The sequence below is a fragment of the Lentibacillus populi genome (assembly GCA_014642895.1).
Taxonomy (GTDB): domain Bacteria; phylum Bacillota; class Bacilli; order Bacillales; family Amphibacillaceae; genus Lentibacillus_C; species Lentibacillus_C populi.
In genome coordinates this window covers 63,332-81,739 of the sequence record BMJD01000015.1, presented here as the reverse complement: position 1 = coordinate 81,739, position 18,408 = coordinate 63,332, and the positions used below count along the sequence as shown (strand labels likewise).

Annotated in this window: 11 protein-coding genes; 5 read left to right on the top strand and 6 right to left on the bottom strand. The window is 39.0% G+C overall.

Features of this window, described 5'->3' with window-relative positions; translation table 11 throughout:
• The first annotated feature begins 178 nt into the window (after positions 1-178).
• Complete coding sequence (locus IEX12_RS23840) at positions 179-487, top strand: CPBP family intramembrane glutamic endopeptidase (RefSeq protein ID WP_188725158.1); 309 nt, start codon at positions 179-181, stop codon at positions 485-487.
• Between the two features lie 375 nt (positions 488-862).
• Here the strand turns inward: IEX12_RS23840 and adhE are convergent, their stop codons facing one another.
• Entirely contained in the window at positions 863-3,460 is a 2,598-nt protein-coding gene (adhE, locus tag IEX12_RS11035) for a bifunctional acetaldehyde-CoA/alcohol dehydrogenase (protein WP_155555647.1), read from the bottom strand.
• A gap of 58 nt (positions 3,461-3,518) precedes the next feature.
• A complete protein-coding gene (locus tag IEX12_RS11030) occupies positions 3,519-3,749 on the bottom strand; it encodes a hypothetical protein (protein WP_155555648.1) in 231 nt (76 codons plus the stop codon).
• Positions 3,750-4,277: 528 nt separating this feature from the next.
• On the opposite strand from IEX12_RS11030, the gene IEX12_RS11025 reads away from it, so the two are divergent.
• The 3 genes from IEX12_RS11025 to pflA all read left to right on the top strand — a co-directional run bounded on the left by IEX12_RS11025 (position 4,278) and on the right by pflA (position 9,029).
• Positions 4,278-5,558, top strand: coding sequence for an IS110 family RNA-guided transposase (locus tag IEX12_RS11025; RefSeq protein WP_188725157.1), 1,281 nt, complete (start codon positions 4,278-4,280; stop codon positions 5,556-5,558).
• A 417-nt stretch (positions 5,559-5,975) separates the two neighbouring features.
• Complete coding sequence (gene pflB / locus IEX12_RS11020; RefSeq protein ID WP_188725156.1) at positions 5,976-8,231, top strand: formate C-acetyltransferase; 2,256 nt, start codon at positions 5,976-5,978, stop codon at positions 8,229-8,231.
• A 24-nt stretch (positions 8,232-8,255) separates the two neighbouring features.
• Positions 8,256-9,029: a pyruvate formate-lyase-activating protein gene (pflA, locus tag IEX12_RS11015; RefSeq protein WP_188725155.1), complete on the top strand. Its 774-nt coding sequence runs from the start codon at positions 8,256-8,258 to the stop codon at positions 9,027-9,029.
• 113 nt (positions 9,030-9,142) lie between these two features.
• On the opposite strand, the gene IEX12_RS23835 is transcribed toward pflA, so the two are convergent.
• The 4 genes from IEX12_RS23835 to IEX12_RS10995 form a co-directional block, all read right to left on the bottom strand.
• On the bottom strand, positions 9,143-11,530 hold the full coding sequence (locus IEX12_RS23835; protein WP_286171086.1) for a M28 family peptidase: 2,388 nt from the start codon (positions 11,528-11,530) through the stop codon (positions 9,143-9,145).
• An 81-nt stretch (positions 11,531-11,611) separates the two neighbouring features.
• Positions 11,612-13,207: a M4 family metallopeptidase gene (locus IEX12_RS11005; protein WP_308777656.1), complete on the bottom strand. Its 1,596-nt coding sequence runs from the start codon at positions 13,205-13,207 to the stop codon at positions 11,612-11,614.
• Between the two features lie 61 nt (positions 13,208-13,268).
• Positions 13,269-13,859, bottom strand: coding sequence for a CalY family protein (locus IEX12_RS11000; RefSeq protein WP_155555523.1), 591 nt, complete (start codon positions 13,857-13,859; stop codon positions 13,269-13,271).
• 830 nt (positions 13,860-14,689) lie between these two features.
• Positions 14,690-15,901: an LL-diaminopimelate aminotransferase gene (locus IEX12_RS10995; protein WP_188725153.1), complete on the bottom strand. Its 1,212-nt coding sequence runs from the start codon at positions 15,899-15,901 to the stop codon at positions 14,690-14,692.
• Between the two features lie 373 nt (positions 15,902-16,274).
• Between IEX12_RS10995 and IEX12_RS10990 the strand changes: the two genes are divergently transcribed.
• On the top strand, positions 16,275-18,380 hold the full coding sequence (locus IEX12_RS10990; protein WP_188725152.1) for a BglG family transcription antiterminator: 2,106 nt from the start codon (positions 16,275-16,277) through the stop codon (positions 18,378-18,380).
• Positions 18,381-18,408: the final 28 nt, after the last annotated feature.

Below are 18,408 nucleotides of genomic sequence, written 5' to 3'. Positions count from 1 at the left end.
TTGGGGTTACGTTCTTGGGTTGTAGAACGTTACCACAACATCAGGGCCAGCAAGCGACAGCGCGGTAGCCGAACAAAGTGTACAAAATGATGATGCCTGGAATATTGGTATGAAAGCAACGTCGAGAAAAACTTGACACATACATAATATCCCACAACTTTATAATGTAGATAAGAAATTGTATAATAAAGAACTTCATGATTTATTTCTACTAACCTCTCAGCTATATGAAGAATTTATCTATCGATTTATCTTCATCAATAATAACTGGCAAGTCAAAGTAAAATTAGCAGCCGTCATAATATCATCGTTAATCTTTACGTTTTCGCACGGAGTTTCTGTTGATGGAAATATTGCAATTCTGGTTCAATTTTTAATGTTGGGAATCGGTTTGGGGATAATCTATATAAGAACTAACAATATTTTTTATTGCATATGCACACACTTTTTTTACAATAGCTTTGTACTTCTGATGTCACTTGTTTGATAATAAAATTAATCAAGGGATAGAGAATTCCCCGCATGAAATTCAACAAACTAGACCCATCAATCATGAATAAGTTTGGACAGGCTTCTCCGAATATTCAGCTCAGTAGCATGGGAATGGAATGAAGTCACTTAGTGAAGTTCACCCGCAGTTGTTTTCGGTGATCCATTAACTACAACACTTGTACCTTTTTATGCTTTATACATAATAACACTCAAAGATCGTTCATGGGTATAAAGTCGGGGGTCGTCTAGGTATTTCTTATCTTTTGCACACAGGCAGACCCTGTAGTTTTAAAAGAATTAATATAAAAGAGAACGGTACAGTTCAATTAGCTATACCGTTCTTTCTCTATATTAACTTTTGGGGGAGGAACTATCCTTTATAGGCGTTGCGATATACTTCAGCTAACTCCGTAACAAGTGGTAATTTAGGGTTTGCTGTAGTACATTGATCTTCGAATGCACGATCTGCAAGGTAATCTACTTTTGCTTCGAAATCTTTTTTATCTACGCCGTTTTCTGCGATACTCATTGGAATGTTTAATTCTTTTGCTAATTTATAGATAGCTTGAACTAAGCTTTCCACACCTTGTTCTGTTGTGCTTGCAGGTAACCCTAATACTTTTGCAATTTCAGCATAACGTTTGTCTGCAATGAAGTGCTCGTATTTAGGAAATGACACAAATTTCGTTGGTTTCTTCGCGTTATAGCGTATAACGTGTGGCAATAGAATAGCATTGGCACGACCGTGTGCAATGTGAAATTCTGCCCCTAATTTGTGTGCAAGACTATGGTTAATACCTAGGAAAGCATTGGCAAATGCCATCCCGGCAATGGTAGAAGCATTATGCATCTTTTCTCTTGCTAATGCATTACTGCCATCACGATACGCTTGTGGTAAATAATCAAAGACAAGCTGGATTGCTTTAATTGCAAGCCCATCTGTGTAGTCGTTTGCCATGTTAGAAACGTAAGCCTCGATCGCATGTGTTAAAACATCCATGCCCGTATCTGCTGTTACTGTTTTAGGAACAGTCATCACAAATTGCGGATCGATAATTGCTACGTCTGGTGTTAACTCATAATCTGCTAGTGGATATTTCAAGTTGTTTTCTTTATCTGTAATAACAGAGAAAGAGGTAACTTCAGATCCAGTACCAGAAGTAGTAGGAATGGCAACAAATTGTGCGCGTTGACCTAACTCTGGATATTTGTATACACGTTTACGGATATCTAAGAATTTTTGCTTTAAACCGTTAAAGTCTGTTTCTGGATGTTCATAGAATAACCACATTCCTTTAGCAGCATCCATCGCTGATCCACCCCCAATGGCAATAATCACATCTGGTTGGAAATCATTCATTGCAGCAGTACCGCGCATCACGGTGTCTTTTGATGGATCTGGTTCTACATCTGAAAAGATTTCACAGTGTACATAATCTGGGCGTTTGCGTAAGTAATAAAGTACTTTGTCAACATACCCTAATTTAACCATCATTGGATCTGTTACGATAAATGCTTTAGAGATCTTAGGCATTTTTGCTAAATATTTTACGGAGTTCTTTTCAAAATATATTTTTGGTGGAACTTTAAACCATTGCATATTAACATTCCTTCTCGACATTTTTTTCACATTAATTAGATGCATTGTACCTACGTTTGTTGATACGGAGTTACCACCATATGAACCACACCCAAGTGTTAGAGATGGTATATAAGCATTGTAGATGTCACCAATTGCACCTTGAGAAGAAGGAGCATTTACAATTACACGCCCTGCTTTCATTTTTGTACCAAACGCGTCAATTACTTCTTGATTTTCAGAGTGGATAACTGCCGAGTGTCCTAACCCACCGAATTCGAGCATCTCTTCCGCACGTTTAATACCTTCTTCGTTACTGTTGACTTTATAAGCAGCAAGTACCGGGCTCAATTTTTCACGAGAAAGTGGATGATCTGGTCCAACTCCTGTTAATTCAGCTACAAGAATTTTTGTATCTTCAGGTACTTTGACACCAGCCATTTCAGCGATTTTCACTGGTTTCATCCCAACAATTGCAGGGTTAACAGCGCATGTATTTTCGTTAATAACAAGCTTCTCTACTTTTGCTTTTTCAGCTGGGCTTAAGAAGTAAACCTTGTTATCTATCATTTCTTGTTTTACTTGATCGTAGATTTCTTTATCCACAATAATCGCTTGCTCAGATGCACAAATCATCCCATTGTCAAACGTTTTTGATAAAATAACATCATTCACAGCACGTTTTACGTTAACTGATTTTTCGATATAGCAAGGAACGTTACCAGCACCTACACCTAAAGCTGGTTTACCAGAGCTGTATGCTGATTTCACCATTCCAGGACCACCAGTTGCTAGAATAGTTGCTACGCCATCATGCTTCATTAATGTTTGTGTTCCTTCGATAGATGGCTTCTCAATCCACTGAATACAATTTTTCGGTGCACCTGCCTTAACTGCCGCATCATACACAACCTTTGCTGCAGTGGAACTACATTTTTGTGCAGATGGATGGAAAGCAAAGATGATAGGATTTCCTGTTTTAATAGAAATAATGGATTTAAATAATGTTGTTGAAGTTGGGTTAGTTACTGGCGTTACCCCAGCAATAACACCGATTGGTTCAGCGATTTCTACCATACCTTCAAGCTCATTCTCACTAATAACACCAATTGTTTTGTCATACTTCACATTGTGATAAACATATTCGGTTGCAAAGATATTTTTGATGATTTTATCTTCATAAACACCGCGTCCAGTTTCTTCAACTGCTAATTTCGCAAGTTGCATATGTTGGTCTAATCCGGCTAATGCCATTTCCTTAATGATGTTGTCAATTTGTTCTTGATTTAGTTGTCTCATTTCTGTTAATGCTTCTTGTGCATTTTTGACCAATTTATCAATGCTCTCTGCAACAGGTGCTTCTTGCTTCTTTTCCACTTTTGTAACCATTTAAATACCTCCTAATTATTATGTGAATAAATGAGCATGTTTCCCCGGAAAAAGTTGTTTACTGCAATGCTGACGGGTTACGGGGTACTTTGACAAAAGATACATCTTTAATGACGTGCGTGTTTGGCTTGATTACCACAACATAATGTTTTGTCCAAATATAATTTGGTATGTCTTGGTTCTCATCCAAACGCATGGCTTCAAATGCATCACCGATTTGTTGTTCAAAGCTTTCTTGCGTGTAAGATTCAGCATCTGTGCTAAAATCTTTCCACTGATTTAAAATCATGTTTTATCACCCCTTCGCTTTTTCTAACTTCATCATAACACCTGCTAACGCTTACAAAATGAAGTGTCTGTGACGTATTTGTGAAATATTTCACATATGGGACGGTTCTCATTTGCTCCGTTTACCTGCTTAAATAAACAAAATCTTGATAATATGATGGAACAAGATAAAATATATAATTATTGATACAGCGCTAACACTGTTATAGCACCAATAATGTATACAGATTCTTTTCCATACAAATACTTTACTGTGATAAAATTTGAACATTTTAGGAACTTTCACTATAACAACTTGAAATTGTGATGTTCTTCACTTTTATTTCGCGTTAGTGTATGTATATAATATAGTTAAGCAAAGTATTTGTGCGATTATGCACAAATATAATCAATAAGGAGCCATTCCTGTAATGAAGAAATTTGAGGGGAAATCATTGTAGAATCGGTTGTACAAAAAAAGAGCCCCCTTGGTACGATAGAGAGTGTCATCGCGATGACCTCGAATTAAGTACCTAAGGAGGACTCTACAATGGATTTTACACAAAATGAACGCTTGGGGCAAATAACAGAAAAAACAATCATCATCGGTATTGATGTCGCAAAGCGTAAACACGTTGCTCGTGCGATTGATGACCGTGGTCGTGATTTAGCGAAACGGTTGGTGTTTGCGAATAGTTTCTCAGGCTATAAACAATTGCTTGAATGGGCCCATCATCTCTTAGACGAAACTAATCGACACAAACTTATTTTAGGAATGGAGCCAACAGGCCATTACTGGCTAAATCTAGCCTATTATTTAAAAGCCCAAGGGCTACATGCCGTAGTCGTTAACCCAATGAAGGTGAAACGCACAAAGGAACTGGACGATGATTCACCAACCAAAAACGACACAAAAGATTCGAAAGTCATTGCACAAGTCATTCGGGCTGGTCGATATCATGAACCGATATTACCAGAAAGCATTTACGCTGAACTTCGTGAAGGAATCAAGCTGCATGACATGATGCAGGAAGATGTGGCATCCATCAAAGCACAGGTACACAATGCATTGGATCGCTATTTCCCAGAGTTTCTAACGGTTTTTAAAGATTGGACCGGGAAAGCTGCCCTTCACTTTCTGAAGAAAGGCTATCTTCCAGAAGACATCCAAGCAAGTTCCGAAGAGGAACTAATGGCAGAAGTAAAACAGGCAGCCAAGCGTGGTGTGGGAGTTAAACGCATCCAGGAACTTAAGCGCGCAGCTGAAACAAGTGTAGGCTTATCGGTTGGTTTGGGGATGGCGCGTCAGGAACTTCGTTATTTAATCGATCAGTATCAAGCTATACAGGAACGTATCCAAGCTCATGAAGCACTACTTGAAGATTTTGTTCATCACGTTCCGGGGGCTCGTCAAATGATGGGAATAAAAGGGGTTAGTTCGATCACAGTTGCGGGTTTCTTTGCCGAGGTAGGAGACTTATCCAATTATCGAGATCCACGCCAAATCATTAAATTAGCGGGACTCAATCTCAGGCTGAATGAATCTGGATTATTCAAAGGACAGACGACGATTACAAAACGCGGTCGCCGTCGGTTAAGATCTCTATTATACCAAGTCTCACGCCCCTTATCGATTCATAACGAAGCATTTAAACAATTGCACCATTATTATAGAAGTCGACCAAATAACCCACTGACAGGGAAACAATCTCTTGTGGCTTTAAGCCGAAAGCTGATCAAAATACTGTATGTCATTGGCACACGGAACTGTACATTCGACGAAAAACGTATGATAAAGGATATTCCCCAATTAAGGGATTTACAGGAGTAGCTTAACACAGAAATAACGTTGTTTAGTATCTAGTTTTATACCTATTACAATTGAAGCACGAAGAAGCCGGTCGTTATTATTTCCATTAGGGCATTGACCCGCCAAAGGAGCATTTCCGGCATCCACACATGGTAAGGTTGAACGAAGGAATTTACGCGCAATGACGCCGAGAGATATGGGAGGGTCCACCACCGTGTTTAAAGTGGAGATCCAAGGTGCGATCATAGGAAACAAACCACCCAGTTTTTGGAAAAGCAATCGCTAGGTTTATTAAAACAGATTGTTGAATTCCAAAATTATCCCTTGACGGTAGTATATTCCTGATTTTATCAAAATACTTCAACATTAATAGAAGGAAATTGGAGAAAAACAGCGATATTTTAAGAAAACCTAAATTTATAGAGGGAGGTAAAGGAAATGAAAGTAGCAGAAAAGGTTACACAAAGAAATCCTTGGGATGGCTTCAGTGAGGGCAGATGGCAAAAAGAAATTGATGTTCGAGATTTTATATTAAAGAATTTTACGTTATATGAAGGAAACGAAGAATTTTTAGCAGGTCCAACTGATGCCACGAAAGCATTATGGGACAAAGTAATGGAATTAACAAAAAAAGAACGTGAAAATCGTGGGGTTTATGACTTAGATACGAAGATTGTCTCTACCATTACTTCTCATGGTGCAGGTTACTTGGATAAAGATCAAGAAAAAGTAGTTGGTGTACAAACAGATGAACCATTCAAACGTTCATTACAACCTTTTGGTGGTATTCGTATGGCAGTGAATGCTGCAGAATCGTATGGATACAAAATTGATGATGAAGTCGTTAAAACATTTACCAATCACCGTAAAACACATAACCAAGGTGTATTCGATGTATACACACCTGAAATCAAAGCAGCAAGAAAAGCTGGTATTATAACTGGTTTACCTGATGCATATGGACGAGGGCGTATCATTGGTGACTATCGTCGTGTTGCACTATATGGTGTTGATCGGTTAATCGCAGAGAAGAAAAAAGAACTTAGCTTAATTGGTAACGGAACAATGACAGATGATATTATCTGTGACCGTGAAGAAACTTCAGAGCAAATTCGTGCACTACAAGAGTTAAAACAACTTGGTGAAGCTTATGGATTTGATATTTCAAAACCAGCAACAACTGCACAAGAAGCTTTCCAATGGTTATACTTTGGGTATTTAGCAGCGATTAAAGAACAAAATGGTGCAGCAATGAGTCTTGGTCGTGTGTCAACTTTCTTAGATATCTATGTAGAAATAGATATTGAAAAGGGTGTCATGACAGAAGAAGAAGCACAAGAACTAGTTGACCACTTTGTAATGAAATTACGTCTTGTGAAATTTGCAAGAACACCTGAATATAATGAATTATTTAGTGGAGACCCGACTTGGGTAACAGAAGCACTAGCAGGGATTGCTGAAGATGGCCGTCCGCTTGTTACAAAGAACTCTTATCGTTTCTTGCACACCTTAGATAATTTAGGACCAGCGCCGGAACCAAACTTAACGGTATTATGGTCTACTAAATTACCTGATAACTACAAAAAATATTGTGCTAACATGTCCATCAAAACAAGTTCGATTCAATACGAAAATGACGATGTAATGCGTGAACATTATGGTGATGACTATGGTATTGCATGCTGTGTATCTGCTATGCGAATTGGTAAACAAATGCAGTTCTTTGGTGCACGTGCAAACCTTGCAAAAGCGCTGCTTTATGCAATTAACGGTGGAGTAGATGAAAAACTAAAAATGCAAGTAGCTCCAAACTATGCTCCAATCACTTCTGAATATCTAGACTATGATGAAGTAAGGAAAAAATACGATACCATCTTAGATTGGTTATCAGGACTATATGTGAATGCACTGAACATTATTCACTACATGCATGATAAATATAGCTATGAACGTATTGAGATGGCACTACATGATCGTGAAGTATTGCGTACAATGGCATGTGGTGTTGCTGGACTTTCCGTTGTTACTGACTCACTAAGTGCAATTAAATATGCAAATGTGAGAACAATTCGTGATGAAGATGGTCTTGTAGTTGATTACGAAATTGAAGGAGATTTCCCTAAATACGGCAACAATGATGATCGTGTAGATGAAATCGCAGTAGAGCTAGTGAAAACATTTATGAACAAAATTAAAAAACATCACACATATCGTAACTCTGTTCATACGCAGTCTATTCTTACAATCACTTCTAACGTTGTGTATGGTAAGAAAACTGGTAATACACCAGACGGACGTAAAGCAGGCGAGCCATTTGCACCTGGTGCTAACCCATTACACGGTCGCGACAAAAACGGTTCTCTAGCTTCTTTAAGTTCAGTTGCTAAAATGCCTTATGAATATGCAATGGATGGTATTTCCAACACATTCTCAATCGTGCCAAAAGCATTAGGTAAAGATGAAGAGACTAGAAAGGCAAACTTAGCTGGCATGTTGGATGGATATACAGTAAAACGTGGTCACCACCTAAACGTTAACGTGCTTGATCGTAAAACATTACTTGATGCAATGGATCATCCAGAAGAATATCCACAGTTGACAATCCGTGTATCTGGATATGCAGTTAATTTCATTAAATTAACAAGAGAACAACAAATTGATGTAATCAATCGTACGTTCCATGAAAGTATGTAAGATAAAGTAAGAAGGGCGAACAAGATGAAAGGTCGAATTCATTCAATAGAAACGTGTGGTACAGTTGACGGACCCGGCTTACGTTATGTCATATTTACACAAGGGTGCTTATTACGGTGTAAATTTTGTCATAATCCTGACACGTGGAAAATGGGGGAAGGAAAAGAAATGTCAGTACAAGAATTAGTAAAAGACATTAAAGATTATCTTCCATTCTTCCAATCTACTAATGGAGGGGTAACTGTAAGTGGGGGAGAACCGTTACTTCAAGCTGCGTTTTTAGTTGAACTATTCACGGAGCTTAAGAAGTTAGGTATACACACTACCATTGATAGTTCAGCGGGGTGCTTTAGTCGCTCTCCTCGTTTTATGAAAAATTTAGATAAGCTATTGGAATTAACTGACTTGGTATTATTAGATTTAAAACACATTGACCCAGTAGAACATAAAGAACTAACAGGTATGTCGAATGAGCAGATTATTGATATGGCCAACTATTTGGATCAAAAGAATGTACCCGTTTGGATCCGCCACGTGCTAGTTCCTGGTGGTAGTGATAATGATGCATATTTACAACGGCTATCTGACTTCATTGTTACATTAAATAATGTGGAAAAAATTGAAGTATTGCCTTATCATAAGTTAGGCGTCTACAAATGGGAAAATCTTGGTCTTCCTTATCCACTTGAAGGTGTTGAACCGCCAACAGAAGACCGAGTGAAAAATGCTGAAAATATATTAAATCCAGTCAAAGTTGTGTCACAAGAGAAGCTAAGGGGTTCTCTCTATTGCGTATAAAACGATGTAGATCTTTACAACTACTGGTTAATTAGTTGAAGATAAACTGATTTATCCTCATTTTGTGGGCATTCCCTGTGATAATATATCTACCAAAGGGAATGCCTATAAAACTACGACGCTTTCTCTAGCAAATCCTCCTGGCTGTTATCATTAGAAGCTGGCTGACTAGCAAGATCCGATACAGCGGAGTGAATCAAGTCGCCTACCACTTGAATTTTTTCCGGACTGACATGCTCTATTGTGTCTTGAGGAGAATGATAATAAGGTTCAAAATTACCTGTTCCTGGTTCTCTCCAGATAAACAGCGCAGAATCTATTCCCGCTTCATAAAACGGCACATGATCAGATCTCCCAAATGGATAAAGGAATAGCTTATCATCATCTAGACCTAATTTTTCAGCAGCTGCTTTTGAGGATTCCCATACTTGATTAGGTTCCCCGTCAACAGGGCTAATATAAAGCTGAGAAGCTGGTTCCCAATCCGTTCCAACCATATCCAAATTGAAATTTGCAACACTGCGATCTTTTTCAGCTTGAGACAACTGGCTGACATAATACCTTGAACCAACCAGACCAATCTCTTCAGCACCAAAGGCAACAAACCTGATCTCTTTGTTAGTAGGTACATCCTTCATAACTCTGGCTAATTCGAGTAAAGTAGAGGTGCCGGAACCATTATCATTTGCCCCTGGTGAACCTGGAACACTATCATAATGTGCTGTAACATAGACGATTTCGGTGTTTTCTGCGTCTTTAGGTTTTTTTACTGCGATAACGTTTTGTGATTCTTGATCACCGCGAATTGCAAATGCTTGTGTGGAGACGTCATATCCGAGACTTGCAAATTCATCTTTGATATACGTCGCAGCCTGTTCTTCTGCATCGGTACCCGTTACTCTTGGGCCTATATCTTCACTTAAGTAACTGAGGTGATCCATTGCGTTATTAGAATCGAAAGCAGCAACTTCCCACTTGTTAATCAAATAGTCAGCGTAAGTCTTGAGCGCATTATATGCAGGTTCAGCTATTAAATCATTATCCTTCTGATGATCCAGCAACATATTAAAACTGTTCATGTGTTTGACAACTTTGTCGGCTGCTTCCTTCTTCTCGAAACGATCCACAGCGGTTAGATGCATTAACAGGGTTCGGACATCGCTGTCATTGGTGAATGCATCTTCATCTTGGTAATGCTCAACTAATGACTTCATATTGGCTGCCGTACCCACTTCTGAATCGTCATACAAAGCTAGCCCATTCACTTCATTGTATGTTGCCCGCTCATCTAGTAAAAACGGTACAACAGTCATCATTGGCTGGTTCATGGTGATAAATACCCCGTCCCCATCGACCGCTTCGGTTTCCAGCGAGAATAATTCAACGTACTTACTAATTTCAACAGATTGCGCTTCTGTTAATAAATACCCGCTTGGCTGCTTTTCCAGCACAACAGTTGGATCCCAGTTATCAGCACCATCCAAATAAAATGGATTGGATGTATCCGCACCAGCTACGGCCTTACGTTCCGGTGCTCCAGCTACTACTGTTCCTACATCGTCAAATCGTTCGTGGTAAAACCGCAATGCCGACTCGACCGTTTCTAAGTGCATTGCAACCCGAGAGGTTGGTTCTGCCTTCCCAGGAGTTTCGATCAACAACCCTAATCCATGGCGTAAACCGACCATGTTGCGGGCAATCCGTTCATCACCACCGCCAGCACCACCAGGAGAGCCATACAAATCAGTTGTGTACCCTGCCTCCCTAACATCGGGCATCAAGTAATCTTCAACCATTTCCACGTTCAATTCTTGAAGCTGCTCGTCCACGTTAAGATTGCGAGCCCACAGCATTTCTATATCCGGATCCCCGGTATCTCTAGGGCGTTCATGTGCATCAATCGTGATATCCGGGTGGAACTTATCTTGTACCTTGGCGATTGCTTGTATCTCCGGCTGTTCTAAATTAAGGTGATCACGATTAATGTCAACCCCCGCAGCATTTTGGCGAGTATTTGCCACCCGCCCATCCGGATTCGCCGTTGGAACAAACAATACTGTCGCGTCCTCAAGCTGTTCCAATAATTCAGGATCATCCGTGAATGCTAAGTTCCGTAACAACTTCAAGGCCATCTCCCGGCCAGCGGGCTCGTTACCATGCTGTGAGCCGATAATCAATATATTACGGCCATCAGCAATTTCCTCATCGGAAGGCGGCTCTGGAAACCCAACTCTAACCAAATGCAACGGTCTGCCTTCAACGGTCTCACCTATTTGAGAATAACTAACTCTCTCAGACATTTCCGCTACTTCCTCTAAAAATGCCAATTCCTCTTCATGAGTCGTCCATTGTTCCCCATTGCTATCCTCAAATCCTGTTGTCGGCGGCTCTAAATTGCTATTGTTACTTGGTTTTGCCAGGGTTGTTAACGGGCCGGTGGTCATCAACATCAACAAAATGGTGAACAGGGCAACATACTTTTTCAAAATCTTTTTTCGCATAAATATCCTCCTAACGTTATGAATCTAGTTTGAATTAACCGAGCAGGTGAGGGGGGAAAAGGTTTCCCCACTGCCTCTTGATCAATAAACTCCAACAGCATTATAGGCTTGTGTAACAGCTTGTACCTCAGCAGAATTACTTCCATACAAATCTGTTGCTGCTTGAATGGCAGCTTGTCGCATCATGCTGAAGTCCGAATTTCTAGTTAAATAGAATGATAGAGCACGATAATAGATTTGTTCGGTTGCTTCACGCCCCACACCGCTTACTGCTATCCCGTAATGTTCTCCGCCTTCTGATACCAAATAGGCAGCTTTGTTGTTGATGCTGCTATTGATATGGACCCCACCGTTATCTAAATTTCCAATATATCGTTTACTCCAGTGATCAGGAGAATAGCCACTTTCCGTTCTTTCATCTACAATAACCGACGGATCTTCCAAGGAACGGAGAGCAATAGAGCCATCTGCCATAATATCCTCCCCAATTAGCCAGTCATCACGATCGACCATTGCCCCAAAAATATCAGCGTATGATTCATTCAAGGCACCAGATTCATTTCGGTAGATTAAGCCTGCAGTATGCTGAACGACCCCATGACTCATTTCATGGGCACCAACATCTAATCCACCAGCAAGCGGATAGAAACGTTCCCCGTCTCCATCTCCATAAGACATTTGCCTGCCATTCCATGATGCATTATTCCAATTCTCCCCGACGTGAACCGCAGAAATTAATTGTTGTCCATTATCATCAACAGAATCCCGTCCAAATGTCTCTTTGAAATAATCATAGGTTTTCTCGGCGTTTACATGAGCATCTACAGCGGCTCCATCTTTGAACATTTTATTGATACTTAATACATCAACATTTGTACCTGTTGTGTTATCATATGTTACTACGCCATCACCGCGGGTCGCATCAAACAGTCTGAATTTCCCTTCATATGCCTGTGCTTCAAATTTTCGTTTATCCCCAAAAACCCCTTTTCCAAATGCCGTTACATCATGGGCAGCATTAAAATGATCAATAACGTTTCCATTTGTCGTATCAATAAAATAATGCCAATACCCAACGGTTGGATTCGTGGTGGAGGCGGTCACAAGATAGGTGGAGTAAAAAGCATCATTATATTCATATATATACCTCTCCACTTGAATATCACCGTCAAACTGTTCTATCGTACCAATTTCAGCAGCCAATTTATTTTTAAAAATAGTAATTGCCTTTTCTTTTGAAACAGTAACATCTGTAGCGATATCTTTGTTACTTAAATCAGGAATAACTTGTCCAAAGTAAGATGTAACGTTGTCGCCTTCATCTAAGGTTACGGTCTGATCAGCCCCATACACGGGAATGCCTTTATATTGTTGATCAAGCCGGTAATGGGAGGTTTTTGTGTCCACATCTGATGCTTCTTCTTTAATCGAAAAAGTCACATCTGTATCGCTCTTTGACAGGCTGAACTTCGGATAATGGTTCTCTATATAGGCAAGAACAATTTCTTCCTTTGTCAATCCTTCAGGTGCTTTCCAATTTTCGATCATGTAGGAAGGAGTATCGTAATCCTCATTCATCTGGATCTTGTATTTTTCCGCATGTGCGGTTGAATCCTGTGTGAATATGCCGATGGAAGTTAATAGTGCTAACGTAGAATAAAGAATTTTTTGGTTGATATGCAATTTCCTCATCCTCCTCGTGATTTCGTTATCGTTAACGTGTGTCCCTGTTCAAACCTTACTTTTCCTGGCCAGCTGACTGTGTAGCATTAAAGGTCCACTCTAATTGAAGTCCATCTCCTTGAAATATGTTTTGGTCTTCGGCATTATCCGTAAATTCAAATTCCACCCAGAATTCATGTGTCTCATCGGAAGCAAGTCCGCCTTTTTTTTCCCATAAAGGATCCCAGATATCCCGTTTAACAACATCCGGATCCATCTCTTTTAAATCATATAAAGTAGTTTGATAGATTGGTTCGCTTTCTTGATCCCAATTCCATAAAAAGTTAACGTTAATATGTTTGCCGAAATCATCATTATTGTCGCCATTTTTATCTGTGATGGAATAATTCGTATCTAAATAGACATTCTCGATTTTCAGGCTGCCGTCATTGGATAATGCAAATTCACGTAACATAGAATCACCAGGTTTCAGATTATCAATGTCAATAAGAGCTGTTTCGTTAACGGATAATTCTAATGTTCCTGCCGCAAACGTATTATTCGTTGTTTCCTGATCACTAAAATAAGCAAAAGTACCGCCACCAATTAAAGCCAGTCCTAACGTTGCAGAAGCTACACTTAACCCTAATTTTTTCTTCACACTCATTCTGCTTCCTCCTTTAATTTTTTGTCGTCGGGCAGTAACAATTAATGTATTACTACCAGCTCAGGTCGAACAGTCCCGCTTAATCGTTTTTAAATTCACCTCCAATTGAGACGGAAATGGATGCCAGTTTGGTGACTATTAAACGACATTTTTCCGCTTAATTATTAAAATAGTACAGAGTTCTTGCTGGTTCAGTCGCACATTGGATGTTAATGCTATTGTAATCGAGTCATGTTAAAAAAGGTGTCGATCTTTGTCGAAATAATGCATAGTTGACGAAATTGATAAAAAATTACTACTTTTGTGTATTCTTATTCTAGGGAGGAAGTACGTTACTATACGAAGAGAAGGGGGATTAACCTTGCTACAATCATTTTTTTTAGTGGTAGGGCTTTTCGTCTAATTAATAACTTTTTCTGCAATCAATAAAAAAAGACATCCATACACCTAGGTGAAAACTATTTCAAATTTAGTTGAATTGATAGATGGTTCTTTTTAATTACAATTCCTGATGAGTATGGCACTCATTAATGAAGGGGTGTGAAACGATGTACCGAACACTTTTATAATCTTACAACAATCTGTTTGGTAGATGATTTCTCTAAATAATTGCACATTAAAAAAAGCTGCTTATCATTATAAACAGCTTCTACTTAGTGCAGGTGAATATTATTTTTCTCCAATCATTGATATAACAATGCTTTTACTATATTAAATAAAAGTTTGTAGTCCCAAATGAAAAAGGGACATTATAAAGACTGACTCAAAAAGCTTTTTAATATTGTACATTGGAACTACAATATTTAGATTAAAACACGAAAACCTTGCTGTTACTCGGTTTGAGGATTTTTGTCAGCAAACTCGAATTTTACATTAGAAAATATATTGCTTGCCCTAATCTTCTCAACAACCTTTTTAAGAACCTCATCGGGTTGGACGAGGCCAATCCGAACATAACCTTCGCCAGCTTCGCCAAATGCGTTTCCCGGTACAACTACAATACCTGCTTCATCAATTAATCGGTAAGTAAACTGTGTTGACGTAAAAGGCTCTGGTACTTTTGCCCAGATGAACATGGATGCTTTTGGCGCTTCGACTTTCCAGCCCAAATCATTTAGCCCAGCTACCAAGATGTCTCGCCGCTTTTTATAAACCGTTCTTAACATTTCACTGAAGTCAACTGAATTCTCCAGGGCGCGGATTGCTGTTTTTTGAATCGGGTGAAATACACCGTAGTCAAGATTCGATTTTAATCGGCTTAATCCATTTACAATTGTGGTATTTCCAACGATATAACCAATTCGGCAACCGGCCAGATTAAAGCTTTTGGAAAATGAATTAAATTCCACCCCAACATCTTTTGCCCCTTCGATGGATAAGAAACTAATCGGCTTTTCATCTTCATAATATAGCTCGGAATAAGCGAAATCGTGAAGCACAGCAATCTGATACTTTTTGGCAAATGCGACTACCTGCTGGAAAAATTCCTCTGTTGCTAAAGCTGGAACTGGATTTCCCGGGAAATTTAATACCATTAGTTTTGCTTTATGTCTTATTTCTTCAGGGATGGCTTCCAGGTCAGGTAAAAAATTATTTTCCTCTTTTAAAGGCATTCTATATGGTGTGGCACCAGCTAAGGAAACACCAGTATTATACGCTGTATATCCAGGATCGGGTAACAGGATGATATCTTCGGGATTTGTTAATACCATCGGCAAATGAACAAGCCCGTCCTGAGATCCCATAACCATCAAGGTTTCAGATGTTGCGCTGACCGTAACATCATATTGCCTTCCATAATAGTCTGCAATTGCCTGATGAAGTGCATCTATACCTGTCAATGTATAGCCGTATTGGCCAGGATCCTGAACATTTTTGGTCATTTCATCGATGACAAACTGGGCTGGTGGCAAATCCGGGCTCCCTACACTCAAATCGATGATTTCTTTTCCTTCCTTGAGTTTTTGTTTTTTGTAGTTGGATAGTTCGTTATAAATCGACGTTTGAAAATGGTTCATTTTATCGGATAAGCTTATATTCATGATGTTCACCTCTGTGGATAGTGTTTTTTATGTAACAACTTAATACGATTATAACATCCCTCAGGATATGGATGTATGATTTTGAAAAATGATAAAACCACTGATTGCTAATCAAGGGATTTGAATGGAGCCTATATATTTAAAAAAGCTAAAAAATAACGTTGTAAAATGGACTGGGTAATTAGGTGAACTCCTAATTATCCATTTTTTTATGTTGTAAGATAGAGCTTCTTCCATCAATAGAGTGTTTTTTAAATTCAGTACAATTTTGCACAATGAGGTGTGGTTCATTTGGTCTTATCACGAACCTTTGCCTCGTCTATAATACGAATATAGGGCATACTACTCCAGAACTATAATTAGGAGGGGTAATATGGATCAACGTAGTATGACAGTTTTAAATCAGCTTGTTCAGCAGGATTCCTATATTTCCGTACAAAAACTGGCTGTAATCTTAAATGTATCACGTCGTACTATTTACAATGATCTTGAAAAAATCAATAATTGGCTGACAGAACACCATTTACCTGAGATCCAACAGGTTAGGGCACAAGGCTTATATATAGATGAGGCGACGAAAAAGGAAATTGTGAAGAATTACGCTTTTTCGAAGGCTGCACATTATGCGTTTTCTCCGCTAGAGAGAAGGGCATGGATTTATCTTCATGTTGTTGGGCAGGATGAGTCGTGCTTTTTAGATGACATGAAAGAGCTTTTTCAAGTAAGCAGAAATACAGTGCTTGACGATATAAAAAAACTAAAAGAAGAATTGCAGGAATACCAGCTACGTATTTTTGCGGAGCGAAAAATTGGTTATACGATTGAAGGAAATGAGAACGATATCAGGCGCCTGCTCATTTATTACCTATCATTGGTTATCCCAGAAGAAGGCTGGTATGGACGTTTATCGGGTTTAGAATCTTCGTCAACTAGTCCTGGTCAAACATTACGGCCTTACCAACTTTTTAATGCGCAAACCTTAAAACGGTTACGCCAATTGTTGAATGATTATGAACGGCAATACAAGATTGAGTTTACAGATGATGTCCTGAATAATCTTGTTGTTTGGTTTTATTTTTTTATAAAGCGAATCATGCAAGGGAAAATAGTTGAAGTTGATCCAATTGAAAAAGAGGTAATTAAAACGACGGACGAATACAAAGGTGCCATTACATTATGCAACCAAGCGTTCCGTACGTTTGATATAGCCCCCCCAAATGATGAGGTATTTTACGTTGCGAAGTATTTGCTTAGTGCCAAGGTTAATTATAACTTGGGTTCGCAATTAGAAAGTCAGGAAATGAAGGCGTTGCTTCAGGTAGTAGAGAAAATGGCTGCAGATTTTCAATTATATGCAGCAATTGAGTTTCGGGAACCTGAGCAGATGATTCAGAATCTGCTTTTGCATTTAAAACCTGCCTACTATCGCATTAAATATGGGATTCAAGTTGAAAATGCTTTGCAGGATTTAGTGAAACAAAATTATCCTGAGGTTTTCCATATTACCAAGAAGGTAATGCACCATTTTGAAGATTTACTTCAGCAACCAATCCACGAAAATGAAGTTGCCTTTATTGCCATGCATTTTGGTGGGTGGCTGCGCAAGGAAGGTGTCATACTTGAAAAGTCTCGTAAAAGGTTATTAATCGTTTGTACGAATGGGCTAGGCACGTCACGACTCTTGGAAAGTCAATTGGAAGGTTTATTTTCCAATATTGAAATCTCAGGGGTAACTTCATTGAGAGACTATAAGGGAATGGATTTGGATGTCGATTTTATTGTGTCGACAATCTTGCTTCCTGACCGAGGTGTTCCGGTCTTTGTTGTCAATCCCGTTTTAAATAATGAAGACAAAGAGCAATTGTTGAAAAAAGTGAACAGTTTATTCGAATATTCATCTGAGCACCAAGTATATTCTGTTGATACGGTGATGGATATGATTAATCGATATGCAAGCATTGAAGATGATGAAGCATTGCGTCAGGAGCTGAGGAGGTATTTGCATGCCCCGCTTAAAGTGGAGAGTGAAGCAAGGAAACCAAACCTGTATGAGCTTTTACCGGCAAATAGGATTGTACTGAAAAAACAGATGGAAAACTGGCAGGATGCAATTAAAGCAGCTGCTGAACCACTGTTGAAGCAAGGTTATATTCTGGACAATTATATAACGAAAATGATCAGAAACGTTTCAAAGGATGGACCTTATATTGTCATATCTGAGCTTTTTGCTTTACCCCATGCCAGTCCAGAAGATGGGGTAAATAAAACGGGGATGAGTATGTTGCATTTAGAAGAACCAGTCGACATTTTAGGAAAAACCGCCAGTGTCATTATTGTCTTGGCTTCATGGGATAATGAACAGCATTTAAAAGCTTTGTCACAGTTAACCAAGCTGTTCACTGACAAAGCCCGTAAACAGAAAATGATCGAGACAACAGATAAGAGGCAAATTATAAAATTATTACACGCACAGGCATAGGCTAACAACATAAAGATAGGTGTGAGTA